Source organism: Segatella copri (genome assembly GCF_003465495.1).
Classification (GTDB): Bacteria; Bacteroidota; Bacteroidia; order Bacteroidales; family Bacteroidaceae; genus Prevotella; species Prevotella copri_G.
This window is the reverse complement of sequence record NZ_QSAV01000005.1, coordinates 90,250-112,528: the sequence shown is the minus strand read 5'-3', so window position 1 is coordinate 112,528 and position 22,279 is coordinate 90,250. Positions and strand designations below refer to the sequence as shown.

At 45.3% G+C, this 22,279-nt stretch carries 16 protein-coding genes; 11 read left to right on the top strand and 5 right to left on the bottom strand.

Annotated features, from left to right (window positions below):
• Positions 1–13: 13 nt before the first annotated feature.
• Positions 14–2,023 (bottom strand): AAA domain-containing protein, encoded by a 2,010-nt coding sequence (locus DWV53_RS02575; RefSeq protein ID WP_118151465.1) that lies wholly within the window; start codon positions 2,021–2,023, stop codon positions 14–16.
• A 65-nt stretch (positions 2,024–2,088) separates the two neighbouring features.
• The gene (locus DWV53_RS02570; RefSeq protein ID WP_118151463.1) at positions 2,089–2,958 is read right to left on the bottom strand and encodes a PfkB family carbohydrate kinase; all 870 of its coding nucleotides are present in this window, start codon (positions 2,956–2,958) and stop codon (positions 2,089–2,091) included.
• Positions 2,959–3,633: 675 nt separating this feature from the next.
• Between DWV53_RS02570 and DWV53_RS15955 the strand changes: the two genes are divergently transcribed.
• The 3 genes from DWV53_RS15955 to DWV53_RS02560 all read left to right on the top strand — a co-directional run bounded on the left by DWV53_RS15955 (position 3,634) and on the right by DWV53_RS02560 (position 6,714).
• A complete protein-coding gene (locus DWV53_RS15955; protein ID WP_220431994.1) occupies positions 3,634–3,903 on the top strand; it encodes a hypothetical protein in 270 nt (89 codons plus the stop codon).
• 15 nt (positions 3,904–3,918) lie between these two features.
• Positions 3,919–4,896 (top strand): group II intron reverse transcriptase/maturase, encoded by a 978-nt coding sequence (locus DWV53_RS02565; RefSeq protein WP_220431995.1) that lies wholly within the window; start codon positions 3,919–3,921, stop codon positions 4,894–4,896.
• A 159-nt stretch (positions 4,897–5,055) separates the two neighbouring features.
• On the top strand, positions 5,056–6,714 hold the full coding sequence (locus DWV53_RS02560) for a putative transporter (RefSeq protein ID WP_118141708.1): 1,659 nt from the start codon (positions 5,056–5,058) through the stop codon (positions 6,712–6,714).
• A gap of 68 nt (positions 6,715–6,782) precedes the next feature.
• On the opposite strand, the gene DWV53_RS02555 is transcribed toward DWV53_RS02560, so the two are convergent.
• Positions 6,783–8,402: an RluA family pseudouridine synthase gene (locus tag DWV53_RS02555; RefSeq protein WP_259318893.1), complete on the bottom strand. Its 1,620-nt coding sequence runs from the start codon at positions 8,400–8,402 to the stop codon at positions 6,783–6,785.
• 212 nt (positions 8,403–8,614) lie between these two features.
• Here DWV53_RS02555 and DWV53_RS02550 point away from each other — a divergent pair, with 212 nt between their 5' ends.
• The gene (locus tag DWV53_RS02550) at positions 8,615–10,678 is read left to right on the top strand and encodes a tetratricopeptide repeat protein (RefSeq protein ID WP_181992391.1); all 2,064 of its coding nucleotides are present in this window, start codon (positions 8,615–8,617) and stop codon (positions 10,676–10,678) included.
• 33 nt (positions 10,679–10,711) lie between these two features.
• Positions 10,712–11,551 (top strand): LytR/AlgR family response regulator transcription factor, encoded by an 840-nt coding sequence (locus DWV53_RS02545; RefSeq protein ID WP_118081706.1) that lies wholly within the window; start codon positions 10,712–10,714, stop codon positions 11,549–11,551.
• A 63-nt stretch (positions 11,552–11,614) separates the two neighbouring features.
• On the opposite strand, the gene DWV53_RS02540 is transcribed toward DWV53_RS02545, so the two are convergent.
• Positions 11,615–13,195 (bottom strand): ATP-binding protein, encoded by a 1,581-nt coding sequence (locus DWV53_RS02540; protein WP_259318892.1) that lies wholly within the window; start codon positions 13,193–13,195, stop codon positions 11,615–11,617.
• Positions 13,196–13,475: 280 nt separating this feature from the next.
• On the opposite strand from DWV53_RS02540, the gene DWV53_RS02535 reads away from it, so the two are divergent.
• From DWV53_RS02535 to DWV53_RS02510, 6 genes are all read left to right on the top strand, one after another.
• The gene (locus tag DWV53_RS02535; protein WP_147468723.1) at positions 13,476–14,750 is read left to right on the top strand and encodes a hypothetical protein; all 1,275 of its coding nucleotides are present in this window, start codon (positions 13,476–13,478) and stop codon (positions 14,748–14,750) included.
• Between the two features lie 101 nt (positions 14,751–14,851).
• Entirely contained in the window at positions 14,852–16,858 is a 2,007-nt protein-coding gene (locus tag DWV53_RS02530) for a TonB-dependent receptor plug domain-containing protein (RefSeq protein ID WP_147468722.1), read from the top strand.
• Positions 16,855–17,724: a DUF4249 family protein gene (locus DWV53_RS02525; protein WP_118151451.1), complete on the top strand. Its 870-nt coding sequence runs from the start codon at positions 16,855–16,857 to the stop codon at positions 17,722–17,724. Before DWV53_RS02530 ends, DWV53_RS02525 begins: the two co-directional genes overlap by 4 nt.
• The gene (locus DWV53_RS02520) at positions 17,724–17,921 is read left to right on the top strand and encodes a hypothetical protein (protein ID WP_118151449.1); all 198 of its coding nucleotides are present in this window, start codon (positions 17,724–17,726) and stop codon (positions 17,919–17,921) included. Before DWV53_RS02525 ends, DWV53_RS02520 begins: the two co-directional genes overlap by 1 nt.
• Before the next feature lie 647 nt (positions 17,922–18,568).
• The gene (locus DWV53_RS02515; RefSeq protein WP_118151447.1) at positions 18,569–19,021 is read left to right on the top strand and encodes a DUF6078 family protein; all 453 of its coding nucleotides are present in this window, start codon (positions 18,569–18,571) and stop codon (positions 19,019–19,021) included.
• Positions 19,022–19,173: 152 nt separating this feature from the next.
• The gene (locus tag DWV53_RS02510) at positions 19,174–21,009 is read left to right on the top strand and encodes a VapE domain-containing protein (RefSeq protein WP_118151446.1); all 1,836 of its coding nucleotides are present in this window, start codon (positions 19,174–19,176) and stop codon (positions 21,007–21,009) included.
• A 461-nt stretch (positions 21,010–21,470) separates the two neighbouring features.
• Here the strand turns inward: DWV53_RS02510 and DWV53_RS02505 are convergent, their stop codons facing one another.
• The gene (locus DWV53_RS02505; protein ID WP_118151444.1) at positions 21,471–22,247 is read right to left on the bottom strand and encodes an ABC transporter ATP-binding protein; all 777 of its coding nucleotides are present in this window, start codon (positions 22,245–22,247) and stop codon (positions 21,471–21,473) included.
• Positions 22,248–22,279: the final 32 nt, after the last annotated feature.

The following is a 22,279-nucleotide window of genomic DNA, read 5'->3' as shown; positions in this document are numbered from 1 at the left end:
AATAGTCTTTGTTTTATTCGTTGTTGTTGATAGCCTCCACATACTCCCACAGTTTCTTGTAGAAAGGATGTTTCGTCATCGTGTCCTTGTTGCCCAGGATGATGAGCTTCATTCGGGCTCTCGTCATCGCCACGTTCATGCGGCGGAGGTCTTTCAGGAATCCGATCTGGCCTTCATCGTTGGAACGTACCAGCGAGATGAGGATCACATCGCGCTCCTGTCCCTGGAAACCATCCACCGTATTCACGCTTATCAGGCGGCGGTAAGGCTTGAAGAACTCATATTTCTTGATGAGCTTCTTCAGATACTGTACCTGGGCACGGTAAGGCGAAATGATGCCTACATCGATTCTTTCCTCCAAAACGCGCCGTTTGCTTATCTTGGTGAAGTATTCCGCCAGGGTCAGCAGGGTTAGCTCGGCTTCTGCCTTGTTGATACGCCCGAAACTCTCGCCCACAAACTGCTCCTTGAAGTTCAAATCCTCGCCTTCCTCTATCGTATCAGCCGGTTCCTTGTCTGAAGTATCAATCCACGTTATCGGATGGTCATAATCCAATACGCTCCGGTATTTGATCTGAGGCGCACTCTCTACCTTGCCCCCGTAGAACCAGTCGCTGGAGAATCGCATGATTTCGTCGTTCATGCGGTATTGGATTTTCAGCAGGGTTACTACCTCCGGCTTGTTTTCGGCGATGCGCTCCATCAGGGTCTTGCCCAGTCCGGCTCTTAATGCCGCAATACTCTTTACGGTAGGCGGCAGCTGACAATGGTCGCCTGCCAGAATCACCCGGCTGGCTCTCTTCATCGGAATCCAGCAGGCAGCTTCCAAAGCCTGCGCAGCCTCGTCGATAAAGAGGGTACCGAACTTCATGCCTTCCAGCAGATGATGGGCAGAACCTACGAGGGTACAGGCGATGACACGCGCCTCGCCAAAGAGTTCGCTGTTGATGCGGATTTCTATTTCGGCGGCACGACTCTTCAGCCTATCCATCTTCTGATGATAGTTCTCGCTGCCTTTCTTCCTGTTTTTCCTTAATTCTCTGATTGCCTTGCGGATAGCCCAAAGCTGCGGATAGTCGGGATGACTCTCGAAACGGCGCTCGTAGGTGAAGCCCAGCATCTTGTCATTCACACGGGTAGGGTTTCCGATACGTAGCACGTTGATGCCTCTATCCACCAGTTTTTCGGAAATCCAGTCTACCGCCATATTGCTCTGTGCACACACCAGCACCTGACTCTCTCGCATCAGGGTTTCGTTGATGGCTTCCACCAGGGTTGTTGTCTTTCCGGTTCCCGGAGGTCCGTGAACGATAGCCACATCCTTCGCCCAAAGCACCTCGTTCACAGCCCTTTCCTGGGTAGGATTGAGCCAAGGGAACTTCATCGGTTCGAAGGAGAATCTTCCTGCCTTCTGATGGGAATAGAATAAATCGCGGAGATAAGCCAGGCGGTTGTTCTTCGCCTTCATCACACGGTCCAAGGCCTCGAACATCAGTTTGTAGCTGGTTTCGTCAAAGGATAGCTGTACGCCGATAGGATCGGTTGACTGCTGAAGTTCGAGCAGAGGGGCAGAATCGGGTACGGTAATCACCATTCTGTCGCCATCTACATAGCTCACGGTTCCGGTAAAGGAGAAATATTTAATACTTTGACCTTTGAGATTTGAATTTTGAACTTTATGATTAGCGTCTGAAGGGTTTTCTGACTGCTGGAGGGCTGTGTTGCCCTGGTTCTCATTCTTGCCCATCTTCTTGACCATAAAGAACATGACGGGGCGACCGAACTCAAAATTGTGCTCGATATCTTGATCAGAGGTTCGGAAAACCTCTATGGCTGTCTGGTTCAGCGAATTATAAAAGCTCTTTCCCACCTGTAGCGGGAACCAGGCATCACCTCGTTTCACCTTCCGCTGCAAGCCCATCTGTTCGGTAAGCTTGCGGAAGGCTTCTTTCTCGGTATAATACTCCAACTGGAGTAATGTGCGTTGCTGCAATAATGCCTGAATTGGTGAAATTTGTTCCATATAGGGTGCAAAGTTACACCAATTCAGGCAAAAATAAGAAGATAATAGGATAAATTATCTAAAATTTATTTCATGATGCGTTCTACGTCCTGGATGGTGCGGTTGAATGGTCCGTTGTGCTCCAGTTTGATGGTACACATGGCTGCCGCAAACTTGCCGGCTTCTACCGGATTGGCTCCCTGCAGGCGCTTGTAGAGATAGCCTGCCGAATAGGTATCGCCGCATCCGGTAGCATCTACTACTTCATGAGGAGGATAGGCTGGAATGTCGTAGAACGTATCATCTACATAAACCAGCGAACCCTCGCTACCCAGGGTGATGATAACCTCGGCTACGCCCCAGGCATGAATCAGCTTGGCGGCTTCCTTCGGGTCCTTCAGTCCGGTAATGGTCTCCATTTCGGTCTCATTCACCTTCAGATAATAGGTGTTCTTGAGCACATCGAGCTTGTCCTTCCAGTCGGTAGCGTAAACTTTCTCGTCTCTCACCTCGCGCAGATATCCCTGCACATCGATGGAAACTTTTCCCTTCTTGGCAAGAAAGGCAACCACTTCTGGCGAGAAATCATCGCTCAGCAGACTGCCCAGGTGGAAGACCTTGGCCTCTACATGCTCCAGCTGCTGGATGGTGAAAGGATCTGCCTTGGCAAGCACACGCTGCTTACGGTCGTTAGGATTATCGCCATAAATATTCTCGAAGAAAACCGTATTGCGCGATGGGTTCAAGGTGACGTTTATTCCAGCCTTGAGCATTTTTTCAACCGGTTCCTTCTCAGTAGGATCCATCGCCGTAATGAGCGAGAAACTTACATCCTTTGGCAATTGGTTGATGGCGTAGGCAAAATAAAAAGAGGTGCCGCCAGCCATGTAAACCGTACTGCTCGGGGTCACGATTTTATCCTTTGTTACGTGCCCAATACAACAAATATCTTTCATTCTTATTACATTTTACGGATGCAAAGGTACTGCAAATCGAGAATAATACAAAAAAAAATGGGAATTATTTTGTTTTGTTCGCATTTTAATGTACCTTTGCATCGAGAAAGTGTGTCCTGAGACAGAAAGAAGTCTGATATTGGCTATATTAGATAGATTTCTGCCGTAACTTCTAAAGAGATGGTGGCAGACCCACCGCATTCGGCATGCAGGTGCTGATTGCAAACCACTTTGTGCTGCTCTGATGGAAACAGATGGGTGGTGAACGACAATTGAAAGCCTTCCGTAAGGTTGGCAAGGTATATGTCAAGGAGATGAACGCAAGTGAACCATTGATGAAGCATCGTTAGCAAAGTTAGCAAGTCGCATCAGAACCAAGGTCTTTTCTTTATCTTGGGATAATGGCAGAGGAAACCTGTTTACTGTCTGCTGGGTGTGCGGTGTATAGGTGGCATGAACTTGACATGGGCTCTTTTAGAGGAACAGGAGAAATAGACATGGAATGCTAAGGGAAAATGCCGAAAGCCGTGACACGCAAGGCAGAAAGTACTGATGTCCATGTCTGTGGCGGACTACCTCGTAGTAGTGTTGAAGTCTCTGTAATGGGGATGGAGCGAAGGGGGTAGCGTGCTTAGCCAAATTTAAAGTCCAACTTAAGAAATTGAGGATGAAACAATGAACGAGGCAAAACCTTTTGTAATAGACAAGCGATTGGTGTGGGAAGCTTACCACAAGGTGAAGGAAAACAAGGGCAGTGCGGGTATCGATAAGGTTGACCAGCAGACATTTGACAAAGAAATGTCCAAGAACCTTTATAAGATATGGAATCGCATGAGTTCTGGATGCTACTTTCCCAAAGCGGTAAAGCTGGTAGAAATACCCAAATCCAATGGTGGTACTCGCCCTCTGGGCATACCAACGATTGAAGATAGAATAGCGCAGTAGGTAGTAGTATCAGTACTGACTCCCATACTCGAACCTATCTTCAAGGAAGATTCCTACGGCTATCGTCCAGGCAAGGGAGCGCATCAAGCCATAGCCAAGGCTAAGGAGCGCTGCTATGTGAATCCCTGGGTGCTTGATATGGACATCAGTAAATTCTTCGACACAATCAACCATGAATTGTTGATGAAAGCAGTCCGCAAGCATACAGAGGAGAAATGGGTACTTCTATATATTGAGCGATGGCTCAAAGTTCCCTATCAGACATCGAAGGGTGAAGTGATAGAGCGAACGATGGGAGTTCCCCAAGGTTCTGTGATAGGTCCGGTTTTGGCAAACTTGTTCCTTCATTACGTCTTTGACGAATGGATGTCGCGTAACTATCCAACGATTCCGTTTGAGCGTTATGCTGATGACACCATCTGCCACTGCGTATCGGATAAGCAAGCCCAGTTCTTGAAAGCTGTTCTAATGAAACGCTTTGAGGAATGTGGATTGAAACTGAATGAAGAGAAGACAAAGATAGTCTATTGTAAGGATAGCAATCGAAGAGGTGACTCGGAGCATACTTCCTTTGACTTTCTAGGCTTTACCTTTAGACCTAGAGGTGCAAGAAACAGAAAGACGGGTCAAAACTTTACAGCTTTTCTTCCTGCAATAAGCAAGAAGTCGATGAAGAGGATAAAAGAAGCTGTAAGGGCTTGGAAACTGAATCGTAAGACTTTTGCTTGTCTGCTAGACATAAGCAATGAAGTTGATACGCAGATTAGTGGATGGATGAACTACTATATGAAGTTTGGTAGGTCTGAATTCCGCAAGGTGTTGAATTACATCAATGAGCGACTGACCCGATGGGTGATGCGTAAGTACAAGCGCTTCTCCAAGGGTAGGAAGTTTGATAGAGCGTATGACTGGCTTGTGGAGTATGCAGCGCACAACAGAAATGAGTTTTCACACTGGGTGAAGGGATTTGTACCCTATCCACGTCTAGGTTAATAAAGAATATTAAACTAATAAACAAAAGAGTTAAGTGCGAAGAGCCGTGTGATGGGAGACTGTCAAGCACGGTTCCGAGAGAAGGGAGGGTGAAATTCCCTCCACTTACTCGACAAGCAATTTTTAAAATATTATCTAGAACAGATATAAAGAAACATTATGTGGTTTGATAATTTAATCAACGTGCATTCGGCGGTGCAAGGCATCGTCATCCTGTCTTTGATTTGTACTTTGGGTCTTGCCCTCGGCAAGATTCATGTCAAAGGAATCTCCCTTGGCATCGCCTTCGTATTCTTCGTGGGTATTATAGCGGGGCATCTAGGGCTCTCTATTGACCAGAATATGCTGGAGTTTGCAGAAAGCTTCGGCCTTACCATGTTTGTGTATGTGCTGGGTCTTTATGTGGGTCCTAACTTCTTCGGTTCGATGCGTCACGAAGGCATTTCGCTCAATCTCTGGAGTCTGGCTGTCATCCTAGTGGGAACCTTGTTCTCGCTCGGCTTGTGCTGGATTTTGCCAATCAGTCTGCCTGATATGATGGGCATCCTGTGTGGCGCCACAACCAATACGCCTGCCCTTGGTGCTGCCCAGCAGGCGTTGCAGCAGTTGGGTTTGCCTAGCGAAGGTGCGGCTCTGGGCTGTGCCGTTACTTATCCGTTGGGTGTTGTGGGCGTTATCCTGGCGATGATGCTCTTGCGCAAACTCTTTGTGAAACCGGAAGATCTGGAGATTCGCAGTAATGATGATGATGACCATACGTCTATCGGACAATATGTAATCGTGAATCCTGCCCTGAACGGTAATACCATAGCAGAGATTACGATGATGACGCATCGCAAGTTCATCATCTCCCGTGTGTGGAGAGGCGAACAGGTGATAGTTCCTCAGGCTGATACGGTTCTTCATACGAATGATAATGTGCTCGTGGTTACCAATAAGGATGAGGTTTCGGCGATGCAGATTCTCTTCGGAAAGAAGGTTGACAAGGAGTGGAATAATGATAAGGTAGACTGGAATGCGATTGATGCGAAGGTAGAAAGCCGCATTATCGTTGTTACCCGTCCGGGACTGAACGGCAAGCGCCTGGGCAGTCTGCAGATGCGAAACTCCTATGGCGTGAATGTGAGCCGAGTGCTTCGTGGTGATATCCGTCTGCTTGCTACAGATGACCTCCGTCTGCAGTACGGCGACCGACTGACGGTAGTTGGCGACCCTACGAGTATCGACCATGTAGAGCAGTTTCTGGGTAATGCCGTAAAGACCCTGAACGAGCCGAACCTCGGCGCTATCTTCCTCGGAATCATTCTCGGTCTTGCCGTAGGAACCATTCCTCTGGATATTCCTGGAATGACGGCTCCTGTACGTCTGGGTATTGCCGGCGGTCCTATCGTGATGGGTATTCTGATTGGTGCGCTGGGGCCTCGTGTGCATTTCATCTCTTACATGACGCGAAGTGCAGGTCTGATGCTGCGAGAACTGGGTCTTGCCCTCTATCTCGGTTGCTTGGGATTGGCGGCTGGTGGACAGTTCTTCGAGACGGTAGTCCGTCCGGAAGGTTTGATGTGGGTAGGCATCGGTTTCCTTATCACGGTTGTGCCTGTGGTTATCGTAGGTCTCATCATCCTGAAGACCAAAAAGTATGACTTCGGCAGTATCTGCGGAATCCTCTGTGGAAGTATGGCGAATCCGATGGCGCTTACTTACGCCAACGAGACGCTGGATGGCGATACGCCAAGTATCAGTTATGCTACGGTTTATCCGCTTGGCATGTTTATCAGAGTGGTGATAGCTCAGGTTATCGTGATGTTCTTTGTCTGATGTTACGATGTTTTCATCTGTTTCTGCGGATTCTGTCATCCGCAGATATGAAGAAAGGCTGGTTTCGGTTAGAAATCAGCCTTTCTTGTTATAGTCATCTTCTTTCCCGTCATCGGGTGCTCAAATGTGATTTTCTCTGCATGAAGATGTAGTCTTGTTGCCGGCTCGTTGCCGTAGAGCGGATCGCCGATGATAGGGGCATTCAGACCTTCCTGATGAGCACAATGCACTCTCAGCTGGTGCGTCCTGCCCGTTTTAGGATAGAGCGCCAGGCGAAGATGGGTATCGTCAATACGCTCTAGAACCTCGTATTCTGTAATGGCTTCCTTGCCCTGTTCGCGGTTTACCATCTGTCGTGGACGGTCTAGGAAATCTGCCATTAGAGGAAGCGAGATGTAACCTCTTCCGCTTTCTGCTTCTTTCAGAATCCGGTTGCACGATTCCTTGTCTTTTCCGCAAACGATGGCTACGTACTTCTTCTGAACCCGATGATTCAGAAACTCCTTCTGCAGGCGATGATAGGCAAACTCGGTCTTGGCAATAATCATCAGTCCGCTTGTTGCCATGTCCAGACGGTGGACGATGAGCGGACCGGTAGCTTCCTGATATTTCCTGCGCATCAGAGCGTAGACGGAAGGCTGGGCTGCATCTTTCCCCGGAACCGAGAGTAAACCCTCGGGCTTATAGATGACTGCCAGTTCACGGTCTTCGTAGAGCGTTTCCACCTTATTATATATAGTAGTTTCGGTCTGTTGGGTTTCAAAGACAGTTTTAGGCAGCATCCAATGTAGTATCGGTTTGCATTTTCCGTTGCAGGCAGGATAAAACTGAAGATGATGTCTGATTTCTTCTTTCGGACTCTCTCCCCACCAGAACATCGCCATCTGCAGAGGCTTGTAGCCATGCTGGTAAGCGTATTGCAGGAGTTTCGGCTCGCAGCATTCTCCACTTCCGGCAGGTGGAATCTTAACCGCCTCGTCCTTGAAAATCTCCAGTAGATCCTTGGTTTCTCCTTCCGCATTCAGCATCTGGAATTTCGAAAACAGCCATTGCTGAAGTTCTTCAGATAACTGTTTGCGGAGCTGTTTCGCACTTTTCAAATCCTTTTCGTAGTTTTCATATAGCGTTTCGTACGCCGTCTTTTCGTTTATCGACTTTTTCAGCCTCTTCAGTTCTGCCTTCATAAACTGGCTCTCTTTTATCATCGCTTTCTCCTCTTCCTCGCTCAGGGGTGTTCCTGCCGAAAGGGCTTCCTGGCGCCTTGCATTTCGCTTTTCCTTTGCTTCTTTTATCTTTGTCTGATAGTTTGTGATAACTTCCTGGCGCTTTTGCTGCAAATTATCAATCAGGCTTTTCGCCTTTATCAGGGTTTCGTTGGCTTCAAACTGTCTGATTTGCTGGTTCATTTCCGAAATCTCAGCCTCATGTTTCTTGAAATATCCGTCGGGTTGGAGATAATCGAAAACGGCTGGCACAAAACCTTCCCAGTCGCTTCTGCCGCCAATCTGTCCGCTATAAGCTCTCAGATAGCCAATCTTACCATTGTCGGCTTCTACGATAAGCACGCCGAACATCTTTCCACGGTCTATTTCCTCCCGCCAGTCGTTTCGCTGTGAGAGTTCAGCCTGCAGCTCCTTGCATGCTTCGATGCAGAGCGGATGAGGTTCGTAGCTGAATGGATTGTTCATCCTTTCAGGTATATTATTTAGTTCTATATTTTTGAATAAATGCATTTCCATGCTACAAAGATACACATTTAAACGCGTTTTAGTTCATATTTTATATAAAAAATGAGTTTTTCAGTTATTTTTTTGTCTATTTGGATTTTTTGTTGTACTTTCGCAACTGAAACATAAATTCATTTAAATAGTCTATCATGGTAAGTGTATATAGAAAGATAATGACGATGCAGATTAAGAACGGACTGTGCCTTCTGTGGCTATTCGTTCTGATGCTGCTGTTTGCCGCTTGTTCTCATCGGCAGAAGGGTGATGAGTCGTGGCATAAAGATATCGATGAATTTGTGTCCGGTCACCAATCTCTCATGCAGAGTCATCCTGATTCGATGATCATGCTGATAAGAAATTTCAAATGTGAAGGTAATCCCGATAAAAGCGATCAATGGAAAAAATTATTAATAGCTAAATGTTATTATATGAAGGGGGCTGATGCCCAATGCCAGTCGTTGATAGATTCGGTTAACGCTTATTGCAAACAAACTCCTGACAACAGAATTCTTTCTTGTGCTGATAATCTGCAAGGCATACTTTTGCTGGTTTCCGGCAAGAGGAAGGAGGCTTTGAATTATTATGAGAAAGCTTATCATGAAATCATGAACCTTGACAGTTGCGGCGAGGCGATTGATGTATGTATCAATATTGCCGATGCGTCAAGACAGATGGGTAAGCTGGCGGATGCTTCTTCCTGGTATCGCCGTGCCTATTTCCTGGCAGATTCTCTGAATCAGCATGAAGCCCAGAACAGTATTCTCTCAGGACTGGGACAGGTTTATAATGATTTGCAGAACTATCAGCTGGCACATCATTATTTCCAGAAGGCTGAACGCCTGTATCCGCCAAAGAATCCGAAAGATGTTCATTTCTTTTACAACAGTTGGGGAAATGTGTACAGCAGTCAGGAAAAACCGGCTGAGGCTCTGAAATGCTTTCTGAAGGCTCAAAAGGCTACACGGCAGATGGAACAGCCCCTGGCGACGGCTATTGTTGATGCTAATCTCGGACAGACTTATCTGGAGCTCAACCGGTTGGATTCTGCACAGAAATATCTGACTCTTACCACGAAATTCTTCTTTGCCCAGCCTTCCATGCAGAGCGATGTGCAATTCTATGTGGATGGATTGAATGCATCTCTGGCTCTGAAGCAGGATAGTCTGGCGAAGGCTACTGAGATTTTGAACAAGCCATACGATCTCTCCAAGATGTCGCCTAATTATCTTTACCTTTATCATAAGGGACTGGCGGCTCTTTGTGAGCGCAAGGGACAATATGCCAAGGCTCTGCAATATCAGAAACTGATGAATCAGTACGACGATTCGCTCCGTAATGCCACGATGGTTTCGAATGTTCAGGAGAATGAATTGAGATTCAAGCAGGATACGGCCATCGTTCGCCGTGATTTATCCCTTAGCACCACGCAAGCAGAGGTAAGATCCTTTAGAGTCATCCTGCTCCTGATTATCGGCTTGCTGGTAATGAGCGTGTTGGCTCTCATCGCTTTCATCCGTTACAAATGGATGCGCAGCAAGCATCAGCATCATGAGGAGATGAACCGGATGATGGCCCTGAAGATGGAGAATGTGCGCAATCGTTTCTCGCCTCATTTTGTATTTAATGTGCTCAATATCTTCGTATCTAATCTTCCGAAGGGGGTTAATGTCAAACCGCTTCAGCTCCTGATACAGGTACTGCGTGCCTACTTGCTTTCTTGCGATAAGATGGCGGTAAGTTTGGAAGAGGAACTGCAGATGGTGACGAGCTATTCTACTCTTCGTCATGAAACCAATCCGTTCCTTCCGATGCCTCAGTTCCATGTTGCCAAGGATGTGGATATGAAGCTCATGCTGCCGTCTATGATTATCCAGATTCCTGTAGAGAATGCTTTGAAACATGCTTTTGTGGGAATGAAAGAGACGGAAGATAAGCCTTTGCTGGATGTAAACATCTGGGTTGAGGACGATATGCTCCGCATAGATGTTACAGACAACGGATGTGGAGTTTCGGGTACCGTTGGCAAGAAAAAGAAAAATTGTGCTGCCAGTACGGGAACCGGATTGAGAATTCTGAACAGTACCATCGAAATGCTTAATGCAAGCAACGAACGCAAGATGTTTTTCAAGATGCAGAGCAACAGAGGAGCATCAGAAGAGGAGGGTGGTACCAGGAATAGAGGAATATGTGTAAGTATTGGAGTTCCATGTAATTACGATTATAATGTCTTTAAGTAAGAAACTTTTCATAAGAATTTAAAACGAAATAACATGCAAGATAGAATTAAGGTTGTGATTGTGGACGATGAACCACAGAGCATCCACAGGTTGCAGGATGATTTGGCAACTCTGGAAGATTTTGAGGTGATTGCCACATCCTCTTCGGCGGTATCGGCAAAGAATCTGGTGATGAGCATACAGCCCGATGTGCTGTTCATCGATGTTGAAATGCCTGGACAGACGGGTTTTGAGGTGTTGCAATCTCTGAGAGATGAAATTCCGATGGAACTTATCGTAGTATTTTACAGCGCCTTTGATAAGTATATGATTGATGCGCTCAGAGCCTCTGCCTTCGATTTTCTGTTGAAACCTTATCAGCAGGATGAGTTTGAACTGGTGGTAGACCGAATCCGGCAGAAAATGAAAGATGGAGATGATGTGGATGAAGATGCTTCTTCCGTTCCAGAGTCCTCTTCCTGTTCTTCAGAATCAGTCTTGGCTTCTCAGAAGGCTCAGGATTTTTCGGGAATGAATGGGATGCTGGGAACAGCAGCCAAGCGTCTTGCCATTCAGACCATTTCGGGTTTATTGATGTTGAAGCCCGATGATGTGTTCAGTTGCACTTTTGATGAGGCTACTCATCTTTGGCAGTTGAAGTTGTCGAATGGGCAGGTTTATAAATTGAAGAGGCAGGTTACGGCAAAGACCATCCTTTCCATGTCGCCTTCTCTGGCTCAGGTTCGTCAGGATTGCATCATCAATCTCGATTATCTTCTCTGCATCGAGAACTATACGCTCCGCTGCATTTTTTCTCCTCCCTTCGACCAGGAGGAAATCACGGTTTCCCGCCGCTGCTATAAGGCGGTAAAGGATCAGTTGGAGATACTGTAGGAATCGGAAAAAAGAAGAGGGTGTGCAAGATATAGTCTTTGCACGCCCTCTTCTTCTATGTTTTTATTCTTCAGTAATTCCCCAATCCAATAGCCCTTTTCCTTCCTCGTCCAGTTCGATGCCGAGACCTATCACCTTTCGCTTGTCTGCTTGGAAAGGCTCCAGGTATTTGTTATCCAGTATCTGCTGAATGGCAGCCTTCTTACCACCATTATTTTTCAGTTTCAGTTCTATCACGTAGATGTAGCGTGAAGTTTGGGCGATGAGGTCGATTCTTCCTGTTGCAAGCATATGCTCTACCTCCACTTTCAGACCGATGGCATTCAGGATAGTACTGATGATGAGACGGTAGCGCTCTTCCATATCCATCGAGGCAAGTTTCTTGTTGCTGTAAGGCACATCGGCAACCAATGCTTTCAGTGTTTTCATGGCATCTGCGATTTGCCCGGTACCCAATTGGCGGAACAGACTGCCTTGTAGACTGATAATATCGCTTTCTGATTTCATGGTCAGGCTTGGCAGTACAACCTCGTAAAGAGCCTGTTTCACTTCTTGGTTTGGAAAACCTAAGAAATAGCCAAATTCATCGCTCGACTTGATGGTAAGGTAACCCGTCTGATAGAGAAAGAGTTCGGCACCACCATTTATGACATCAGAACTCTCAAGAGTCTTGCGTAAAATCGGACAATTTTCGAAATTTCGTAAGCGCAGTTCCATGTTGTCCACAAACTTAGGTAGCATGGAGGTTGCTCCTGATGAAACCCAGAAACAGCTCAAGTCTTGTGCGTCGAGTGCATTAAGGAGACTGAAAGGATTGTAGATGTCCACCATGTTTCTGCGACTGAAATGGTATCCATCGTAGTAATCCTTCAGGTTATCATGAGTTTGCTGCAAGGTCCACTCGTTCACTTCAGCCATTCTTTCCAGTTCCGGCTTGAAGTTCTCCCCGATTTCTTCTTCTGTAATACCGCAGATAGCTGCATATTCAGGAAGGAAACTGATATTGGTTAGGTTGTTGAGAACAGAGAAAAGAGAAATCTGCGTAAACTTGGTGATACCCGTAATGAAGACGAAACGTTGGTACGCATCATCAGCTTTCAAGATGGAAAACACGCTTCTATATACTTCTGTGCAACCCTCATGCTCGGGAGTTTTCCACGAGTGCTGGAGAGGAGAGTCGTACTCATCGATAAGAATGGCAACCTTGAGCCCTGTTTGCTCATAGGCGGTTTTTATGATTAGGTCGAAGCGGTTTCCTAGTGAATCTGTTGGTTTGATATGGATGCCATATAATTGCTCATAAACATCAAAAGTTCGATCCAGGTATGCCTTAACTTCATTTGCAGTCGCTCCCCCTCGGCTCATGTCGAATCGAATAACCGGGTACTGTTTCCATTCCTTCTCCAACTCCATGATTTTCAGTCCTTCGAAGAGCTCTTTCCTTCCTTCGAAGTAAGCCTGGAGTGTATCAACAAGCACAGACTTACCGAATCGGCGAGGACGGCTCAAGTAATTATACTTTAAACCTTGGTTCGCCAATTTCCAAACCATGTCAGTTTTGTCAACATAGAGGTATCCTTCCTCTCTGATAACATTGAAAGACTGTATGCCTACCGGCAGCTTTCTGCATTCATTGTTTGCCATAATCTTTTCTCCTATTCCTATCTTTAGCCGCAAAGATACGGCTAATTTTTGAATCATGCAAGTTTTTGGCAATTAAAAAGATGTAAATAGATACCTGATAAAAGAATATATTGTACATGTTCTAGAAAAATGCATTTTTTCTTGGTTTTTTCACGGAAAAAACTTATCTTTGCATAATAATAAAGGAAAATTATAATAAAAGGTGGAATGATGTCCTCACCACCCGACTATTCATTAAAAAACTTGTTCTTGAGGATAGACAAGTATAGAACTAACTAGTATGAAAAGAAAGAATTTTCTGTTGGTATCTTTTTTAGCGTTGGCGATGGTTTTTTCTGTAGCGTCTTGTAGCAGTAGTGATGATCCGGAAAACAAAGGAAATGGCACCGAGACTCCTGGTGGAGGAAATGACACTCCTGACACTCCTGGTACGAATAAAGAATTGACAGCAGCAGAAGCTAAACAGAATTTAGAAGCTACAGCACAGGAGTTGCTGGGCAAGATGAATGTGAATGATCTGCAGGAGTTCAAGACCATGATTGATGGTGTTGACTACGAAGATGGTAGTGAGGTGTCAAAATGGTTCGAGGCATGTGGTGATGCTTCCGAGGAGTCAGACAGTGAAGAAGGTACGAAATATCTTATCAAGGCTTCTAACTTCGTAGGGGAGTTTACGCTCAAGAATGGCGTTTGGAAACAGACGAAGAAGGGTGGTGATCATCTCTCTTTCTTCTTCAATGACAAGGATGGCAAGAACTGTGTGCTTACATTGAAAGGTAGTAGTGATGGAACCCTGATTCACCATGGTTGCTTTGATGATGAAGGTGGATATTGGGATGGCTACAAGTGGCAAGAGTATAAAGACGAATACCGTTTTATCTTGCCTAAGAAGATGGAACTTACGCTGAGCCGAAATGGCGAGGTGAGAGCCATGACAACGATTAATACCGAGGTGAAGACCGCAGGTGAAATTGACCTGACCAAAGACGAGGTGGAACTCTCTTCCGTAACTCAGATTGGCGCTTACAAGGTAGAAATAAACAAAGCGGCTTTTAAGGCAGGAAAAAATGCAGAAGCAAAGGCTGTAATCTCTAAGGGCAACGAAACGCTGATTACGGTTATAGCTAATGCTGCTGGGGATATCGACAACAATCTGGAAGGTACATACGGCAAGGTTTCTGCATCTGTTGATATTTTGGGCAAAGCAAAGGTTGTTGCAACATTCTCTGATGTTGATCTGCTGATTCAGAATCTTGATAAAGCAGATGAAAATGATGAAAATGAATCTCAGTTCAAGCAGTATCTTGATAACGCCAATAAACTTGTTGATGCCAAGCTCTATCTCGATAACAGCTCTAAAAGTTGTGCTAAGGTTTATCTCGCACCTATCGAGGATGGCTATGGTAACTATAAGTATTGGGATGCTGAACCGTGGCTGGAATTCTCTGATGGTTCGAAGTATTCTTACTCTGATTACTTTAACGAGAAGTCGTTTAAGACAGTAGTTGATAAGGTGCAGAGCATCGTAGATGATTTCATTAATATGTTTGACTAATATAAGTCAACACAATACAGTAGAATTATCAAAGGAAATATCAGATAGTGAAAAGAGTTTTCTGCATATTTATTTATGTAGTATTTGGTATATTGAAAGGCGTGTCGGCAGAAATGACCGACACGCTCAATCATTATGGACTTCAGGCAGTTGAGATTCGTGGTAAGCGCCTTCGTTCTCAATTGAGAGAAATAGAGGGAACCAGCATTATCAGCATGTCTCTCATGGATGAAATGCCTCATATTCTGGGCAATGCCGATCCTCTGCATTATGCCCAACTTTTGCCTGGCGTGCAAACCAATTCCGAATATGATGCCGGCTTGCATATTCAGGGATGCGACAATTCTCACAATTATGTTTCCCTTGGTGGTGCTCCTGTTTATAATGCGGCTCATCTGTTGGGCTTCTTCTCAATATTCAATGCGGGACATTTTACAGAGATGAGTCTGCAGAAATCTCCTGTTTCTGCTTCTTTCCCTAACAGATTGGGCGGTAGGGTAGATATGTTGACTCCTACTTGGCTTGCGGCAGAAGATAGTCTTTCGGTTGGTGCTGTTCATGGAGAACTGTCTGTAGGTCCGATGTCTTCTCAAGGCACTTTACGCTTGCCTATTGGCAAACGCTCCTTGCTTTTATTATCGGCTCGTGCGGCCTATCTCAATCTATTATACTCTAAATGGCTTGAGGTAGATGGTGATGAGGTGAAGTATGATTTCTCAGATTATAATCTGTCTTATATCACTCAGTTGGATGATGCTAATGTGTTGAAAATTGAAGGTTATTGGGGCTATGATAAAATGAAGATAGGACAGGCCAGTCATGGCTTGCAGGGAAAGCTCAAGTGGAACAATACGATGGCAGCGCTCCATTGGTATTCGCGCTCCAAGCATGGGGAAAATGAGAGGAGAAAGAACTGGCAGATGGAGCAGATGGTGTATTATTCCCGTTATGCCAACCGGTTGAATTTAAATGAGTATTCTTTTCAAGTAGGAATGCGGTCTTTCATCTTTGATTTAGGATATAAGGGAAATTTCTCTTGTGGAAGATGGAGAATGGGAGCAGAGGTGGTTCGCCATCAGCTCTTGCCGCAAGATATTGGCATTTCTGGCAATCTTGCTAATTATCAGACTGATACGCAGCATCAGCTGTCAATGGAGGCAAGTGCTTATCTGCAGTATTGTCAACCTTTGGGAGAAAATCTCTTGATGGAACTGGGTGCTAGAGTCTCAGGTTATCATTGTCAGAAATCTTTTTATCGGGTGATGCCTCATCTTAAGTTTACTTGTGATCTGTCGCCATCAGCCAAACTGAATCTCAATTTGGGCATCCGTAACCAGTATCTTTTTCAGACTGGCTTTTCTTCGGCTGGACTTCCCACCGAATTCTGGTTTGCTGCCGATCAGAATCATCGTCCGCAATATGCTTGTCATGCTGCTTTGCAAGGTGAATTCTGGTTTGCCGAAAAGGAATATCGGTTGAGTGTTGAAACTTATTATAAATGGCTGATGAATCAGATAGAGAATAATAGCAATATGTTTGATATCCTTTTCTCTTCTTATTCTTTTGATGGCTCCTTGTTGCATGGCAAGGGTTACAATTATGGATTGAATCTTCTCCTTGAAAAGCGAAGGGGAAAACTGACGGGATGGCTGAGTGGTTCCTTGGGGCGCGCCATGCGAAAGTTTGATGGCGAACAATATCAGGGATGGTATCCTGCCGGACATGAACGTATTTACGAGCTGAATGCCGTAGCTACTTATCGTATAAATCGCCGTGTCAGTTTAGGCTCAACCTATGTGCTGGCTTCCGGAACCCCTTATACTAAAGTGAATTATGCTTATTTAATGTCGGGCAATCTTGTAACGGAATATGGACCTCATAATGGAGATAGGGTAAAACCTTATATGCGTCTTGATTTGTCGGTAAGTTATGATTTTGCAACGAAGGGTAAAGTTCGTAGCGGAATCAATTTTTCGCTGTATAATGTTACGATGCACGGAAATGATTTGTTCTATCGCATCAAGGTGTATGATAATCATGTGAGATATAATGGTTTTAAGTTCTTGATGCCTATTATGCCTTCTATCAATTATTATTGTAAATTTTGAAACAGCAGATTATGAAAATCAGTCACAGTTATTTTGGCATGGTCGTTTTGGCTTTATCCTTTATATTTGGAGGATGCAGCCAGGATGTTACTACGTCAGATGAATCGCAATTGGTAGTTGAAGGGTGGATTGATGCTGGTGGTTTTCCTATTGTAAAACTGACTAAAACGATTCCTTTGGGTAAGGATGAGCTGTCATTAGACAGCCTTTCTCGCTATATGGACAGATGGGCGAAAATTACCATTTCTGATGGTGAAAGAACAGAGGTCTTGGTTGGTAGATATGATAAAAGATATTTTCCACCTTTTATCTACACAACTTATGATATGCGTGGCGTGGAGGGCAGGGAATATGCCTTGAGGGTAGAGGCTTCGGATGGCAAGGTAGCAGAAGCAAAGACTCGTATTCCTGTGTCTGCAAAAATTGATTCCTTTCGTGTAGAGCCTACTGATGTGGATAGTCTTTTCCAACTTTATGCCTATACGTCTTATCGGGGAAAATGCAAACTTTTTACGCAGACTGTAGGAAGTCAGAACGAAATGTATTCTGCCGAATTAGGCCTTTTTGACGATGGAATGATAGGAGAAGAGGGAAGGATTTCTGTAAAACGGGGTAGGGATAATTTACAGAAAGATTTCACTCCTTTTTTTAAGGAGAATGAAATAGTAAGGGTAAAGTTTTCTTCATTAGGTGAGGAAGGTTATGCCTTTTGGCGCAGTTTCGAAGATATGGCAGCCTTGTCCAGAATTCCCCTGATGCCTGTCAACTCCAATTTGAAGTCGAATGTTCAGGGGGCTTTAGGTTATTGGCTGGGATATGGTTCCAGTTTCTATGAAGTGAGGATCAAGGTCACAAGCGGTCGTTAATGAAGAGCTTTAGTTTTATTACTCAAAATGCACCTTATGTAGGAACACATACTGCACCAGCCTCTGCCGCCTTCATCTTCTGGGCTTTCGGACGAGGACAGGTTCATGCTGCAATAAAAAAGTTTGCCGATTTGGCGTTTAGAATAAAAGAGAACAGCAAAAACGGAAATATTAAATCTGGCAACCTGTACGGTTGAAAGCGCTTCTATTGACAATATATACGCAAGTTTGCTCCACGCGCCCTGGGCTAGGAGCTTTTGAGCCTTCAGCCCGTACTTGAACCACATGCGAAAGTTCAGTTAATAATTGACTGTAGATTTTACGTTTCATAACTTCCTGGTATTCTTGTCGTTTTTAATGTTTTTACGTTAATATCAATGATGAGGGGCCAAGATAGCATAATACGCTGGCAAACCATTTCTGTATAGGCCCTTATAAGTTTTTCCCCTTTTTATCCCTCACATCCCTCACGTTTCCTCTTTTTAAATCTTTAAACGTTTGATAATGAGGTAGTTGCCTCTTTTGTGTGGCGTGATAGATGGACGAAATGTTTACAAAATCCATCACGCTATCCATCACTTATTGCCTTTATCCATCACGTTTTTCAGCTTATCTTCTTGCAAAAATCGTTTTTTATGCACGTGATTCGGGACAAGGATGAAAGTTTTCGGGACAAAGCTTGCATTTGGCTTTAAAAATTTGTATCTTTGCAGCAACCAAGTTACATGGGACCGACGATCTTGCCATAGATGCCCCGTGTTTCTTTGCGGAGAGTTGACAACACAGATTCCACAATGGCACTAACCACTGCGAAACCTAATGTTTAATTTAAAATTTATTTTTTATGGAATTAAATCTTAATGATCCTGCGTTTATCAAAAGTCTGGTAGATTATCATTGGATGTACTGCTTCAATGCCGATTGTCCTCGGGCAGCAGAATGCATCCGATTCATCTCGGCAAAGTTCAAACCCGATGATGTTACTGCCGGAAATGCTGTTTATCCCGATGCTAACCTCCATGCATCTTGTTCTCATTTCATGCGTGTGTACCAGTTCAAGGCAGCATGGGGATTTTCCCATCTCTACGACCAGGTAAAACATGTCGAAATGCAGACCATCAAGTACCGCGTCATGGATGTTCTGGGCAACCGTACTACCTATTATCGTGTACATCGGGGGGAGAAACATCTTACGCCGGAAATGCAGGAGCAGGTGAAGAAGGTCTTTGCTGAATATGGTTATGGGGAACCTGCCTATGATCATTATGCAGAAGAAATCGGATTCGTTTACGAATAAAGCACAATCCCCTGCCGATGTATCCACAGCGGGAATGCGACGTATCGGTTTGTTCCACAGGGTGAAACAGAGTGTTTCTCCGCTTGAACCAAACTGTTTCATGGTATGAACCAAACTGTTTCGTATCGATAAACTTTTTAAAATGACAGACAATGAAATTTACCATAACACATAGAAATAAAAAGAACCAGCTCCTGGTCAGCACCAAGAGTCTGGAACGTTTCCTGGAGCGCATCGTAAACGATGACGCCAGGAATACCGTGGAGAACTTCCGTGAATATGTACCTTATCTCATGAATGGTTATGATGGGTATAAGGATATGCCAACCTGGATGCATGTTCACCCTGCGGCAGAATTTCAGAAATCGGAGAATGGACTCCTGAAGATGAAGAAAAACAACGGCGTTCTGCTGCTTACGTTTGTTGATATAAATGAGGATGGAGGTATGGATGCCATCAAGCAGAAAGTAGCCAGTCTGCCTTCTACTTTTGCAGCCTTTGTGGGAGCCGATGGCATCAGCCTGCATGTTCTGGCGAAATATGCGCTAGCAAAGGGGACGTTACCTGATGAGGAGGTTGCAGCCGACAGGATTTACAAGCAGGCCTTCCTGACCTTTGCTCCGCTTTATCAGACGCTAGTAAAGGCAAAGATGCAGATGCCCGAGCCTTCTATCTTTTCCGATTTTCTGATGACAAGAGATTCTTTTCCTTATTATCGTGAAGATGCCTTGCCCCTGACGTTGAATGATGTCTTTCATGGCGCAGAAAAACCTGTGGAGAGCGTTGAAGAGAGGGAGCCTGACCACTCTTCCGGAGGTGTGGATAACGACCGTAAGGAGTTGAGTGACAATATCATGAGTATGATCGGATTTCTGTGTAAGAAATATGATTTCCGTTATAATTCGGTAATGAAATGCACAGAATATAGACCGAAGGAAAAGGATTATTGGGGCTATCAGCCTGTGGATGCCCGTGTGCAGAAGCGTATGACGCTGGAGGTACAGCTCGCCAACATCCGTGTGAGTATCAAGGATGTGCGCAATTATCTGGAGTCGGATCTTCTTTCTACCTATAATCCTGTAGAAAACTTCCTGTTCAAGTGTGAGGGGAAGTGGGACGGTAAGGATCATATCCGTGCCTTGGCGCGCACGGTGCCTACTGATAATCCTTATTGGGAGGATTGGTTCTATACCTGGTTCCTGGCGATGGTTGACCAGTGGCTTGCTTACAGTCATCGCAAATACGGCAACTCTGTGGCGCCACTTCTCATTTCCAAGCAGGGCTACAACAAGAGTACTTTCTGCCGGTCTCTGGTTCCGCCGGAGTTGCAATGGGGGTATAATGATAATCTCGTATTGTCAGAGAAACGGCAGGTGCTTCAGGCGATGTGCCAGTCGCTGGTTATCAACCTGGATGAGTTCAACCAGATTTCTCCTCAGGTGCAGCAGGGATTCCTGAAGAACATCATCCAGTTGCCGAGTGTCAAGATAAAGCCTCCGTATGGCAGTCATGTTCAGGAGTTTCCGAGAATGGCATCTTTTATCGCCACGAGCAATATGGAGGATATCCTCTCCGATCCTTCCGGTAATCGCCGGTTTCTGGGTGTGGAACTCACGGGTCCTATCGATGTGAGCCAGCGTCCGAATTATGAACAGCTTTATGCGCAGGCGCTTTCAGCATTACGGGCAGGCGATAAGACTTATTTTGATGCTGAGCAGACCCGACTGATCATGGCGAACAACAGGAAGTTTGAGGTAGTTTCTCCGGTAGACCAGTATTTCGATCTCTATTTCGACCTGACCGATGATGCCAAACAGGGTGAGTATCTTACGGCAGCCGAGATTTTCCAAGAGCTGAAGAGTCACATCGGTTCATCGTTGAAGTTGAACAGTCTCATAGCCTTCGGCCGCAAGCTTTCTCAGATGCCAACCATCCATCGCAAGCGTTTCAACGACGGAATGCGGTATCTGGTAGTGAGAAAATCGTGATGGATAACCCTAAATCGTGATGGATAGCGTGATGGATATTCCCGTTTTCGGAGTATCTGTCACGCTATTTAAGTATCTGTATATTAGCGTATTAAGGTGCGTGGTGTATGTAAATCGTGATGGATGATAGATAATTATCTAAAACTTATTCACGAATATAGCTGTATTGGCTTACGAATATGGCTGTATCGGGTTACGAATATGGTTGCGCTGGCTTACGAATATGGCTGTATCGGGTTACGAATATGACTGTATCGGGTTACGGATATGGCTGCGTAGGCTAACGGAGCCGTATCCGTAGGCTTACCGAGACGTCTGCATCAACTAACTGAGACGTCTGAACTCGCTGACTGAACTACTTGAGTTAGCAGACTGAGCTACTTGAGTTAGTAAACTGAGCCACTTGAGAATTTTTCTTCATGTGCTTGCGTGCAACCATAGAAAAAATCAATTACGAAAACTCATTTGATTTCTATGCGGAGGGAATCCTTGTTGAATCGGATGCCGTCACGATTGATGAATCTGGATAAGGAACCGTCGGCAGCCAACTCTTTAGGAGTACCGATAGAGAAACGGCTTTCTTCCATCAGCCAGAGACGGTCGGAGAGCTGGAGCGCCAACTCTACATCATGGGTTGACAGTAATATGGATTTATGCTGTTCGTGCGCCAGACGGCGGAGCATCTGTAGGGTTTCTATCTTGCTGGGGAAATCGAGGAAGGCGGTAGGCTCGTCCAGGATGATGATGCGGGTTTGCTGCGCTAGGGCTTTGGCTATCATTACTTTCTGGCGCTCACCATCGCTCAGTTCGCTGATGTTTCTCTGGGCAAGATGCTGAATGCCCGTTTCCTGAAGAGCAGCGGCAACAATCTGCTTATCAGCAGCAGATAATGTACCCCAAAAACCGGTATAGGGAGAACGGCCTATGCCTACAATCTCTTCAGCAGAGAGTTGGGCATGGTCTGTCTTCGATGTGAGAACGATGCTGATTTCTCTGGCGAGTTCCTGGGCAGAGAAATCGGAAAGAGATTTGTCCTGAATCAGGATTTCGCCATCAAGCGCTGGCTGAAATCCGGCTAAAGTTCTGAGTAAGGTAGATTTGCCTACTCCGTTGGCTCCGATGAGACAGGTCAGTTCACCGGCTTGGAGCGAGGCATGAACAGGTGAGGCTATCGCCCGGAGCTGATGCTTCGAACGATAGCCTATAATCAGATTCTTTAATGTAATGCTTGATACCATCTAAAGAATATTTTCACCTTGAATGTTTACTT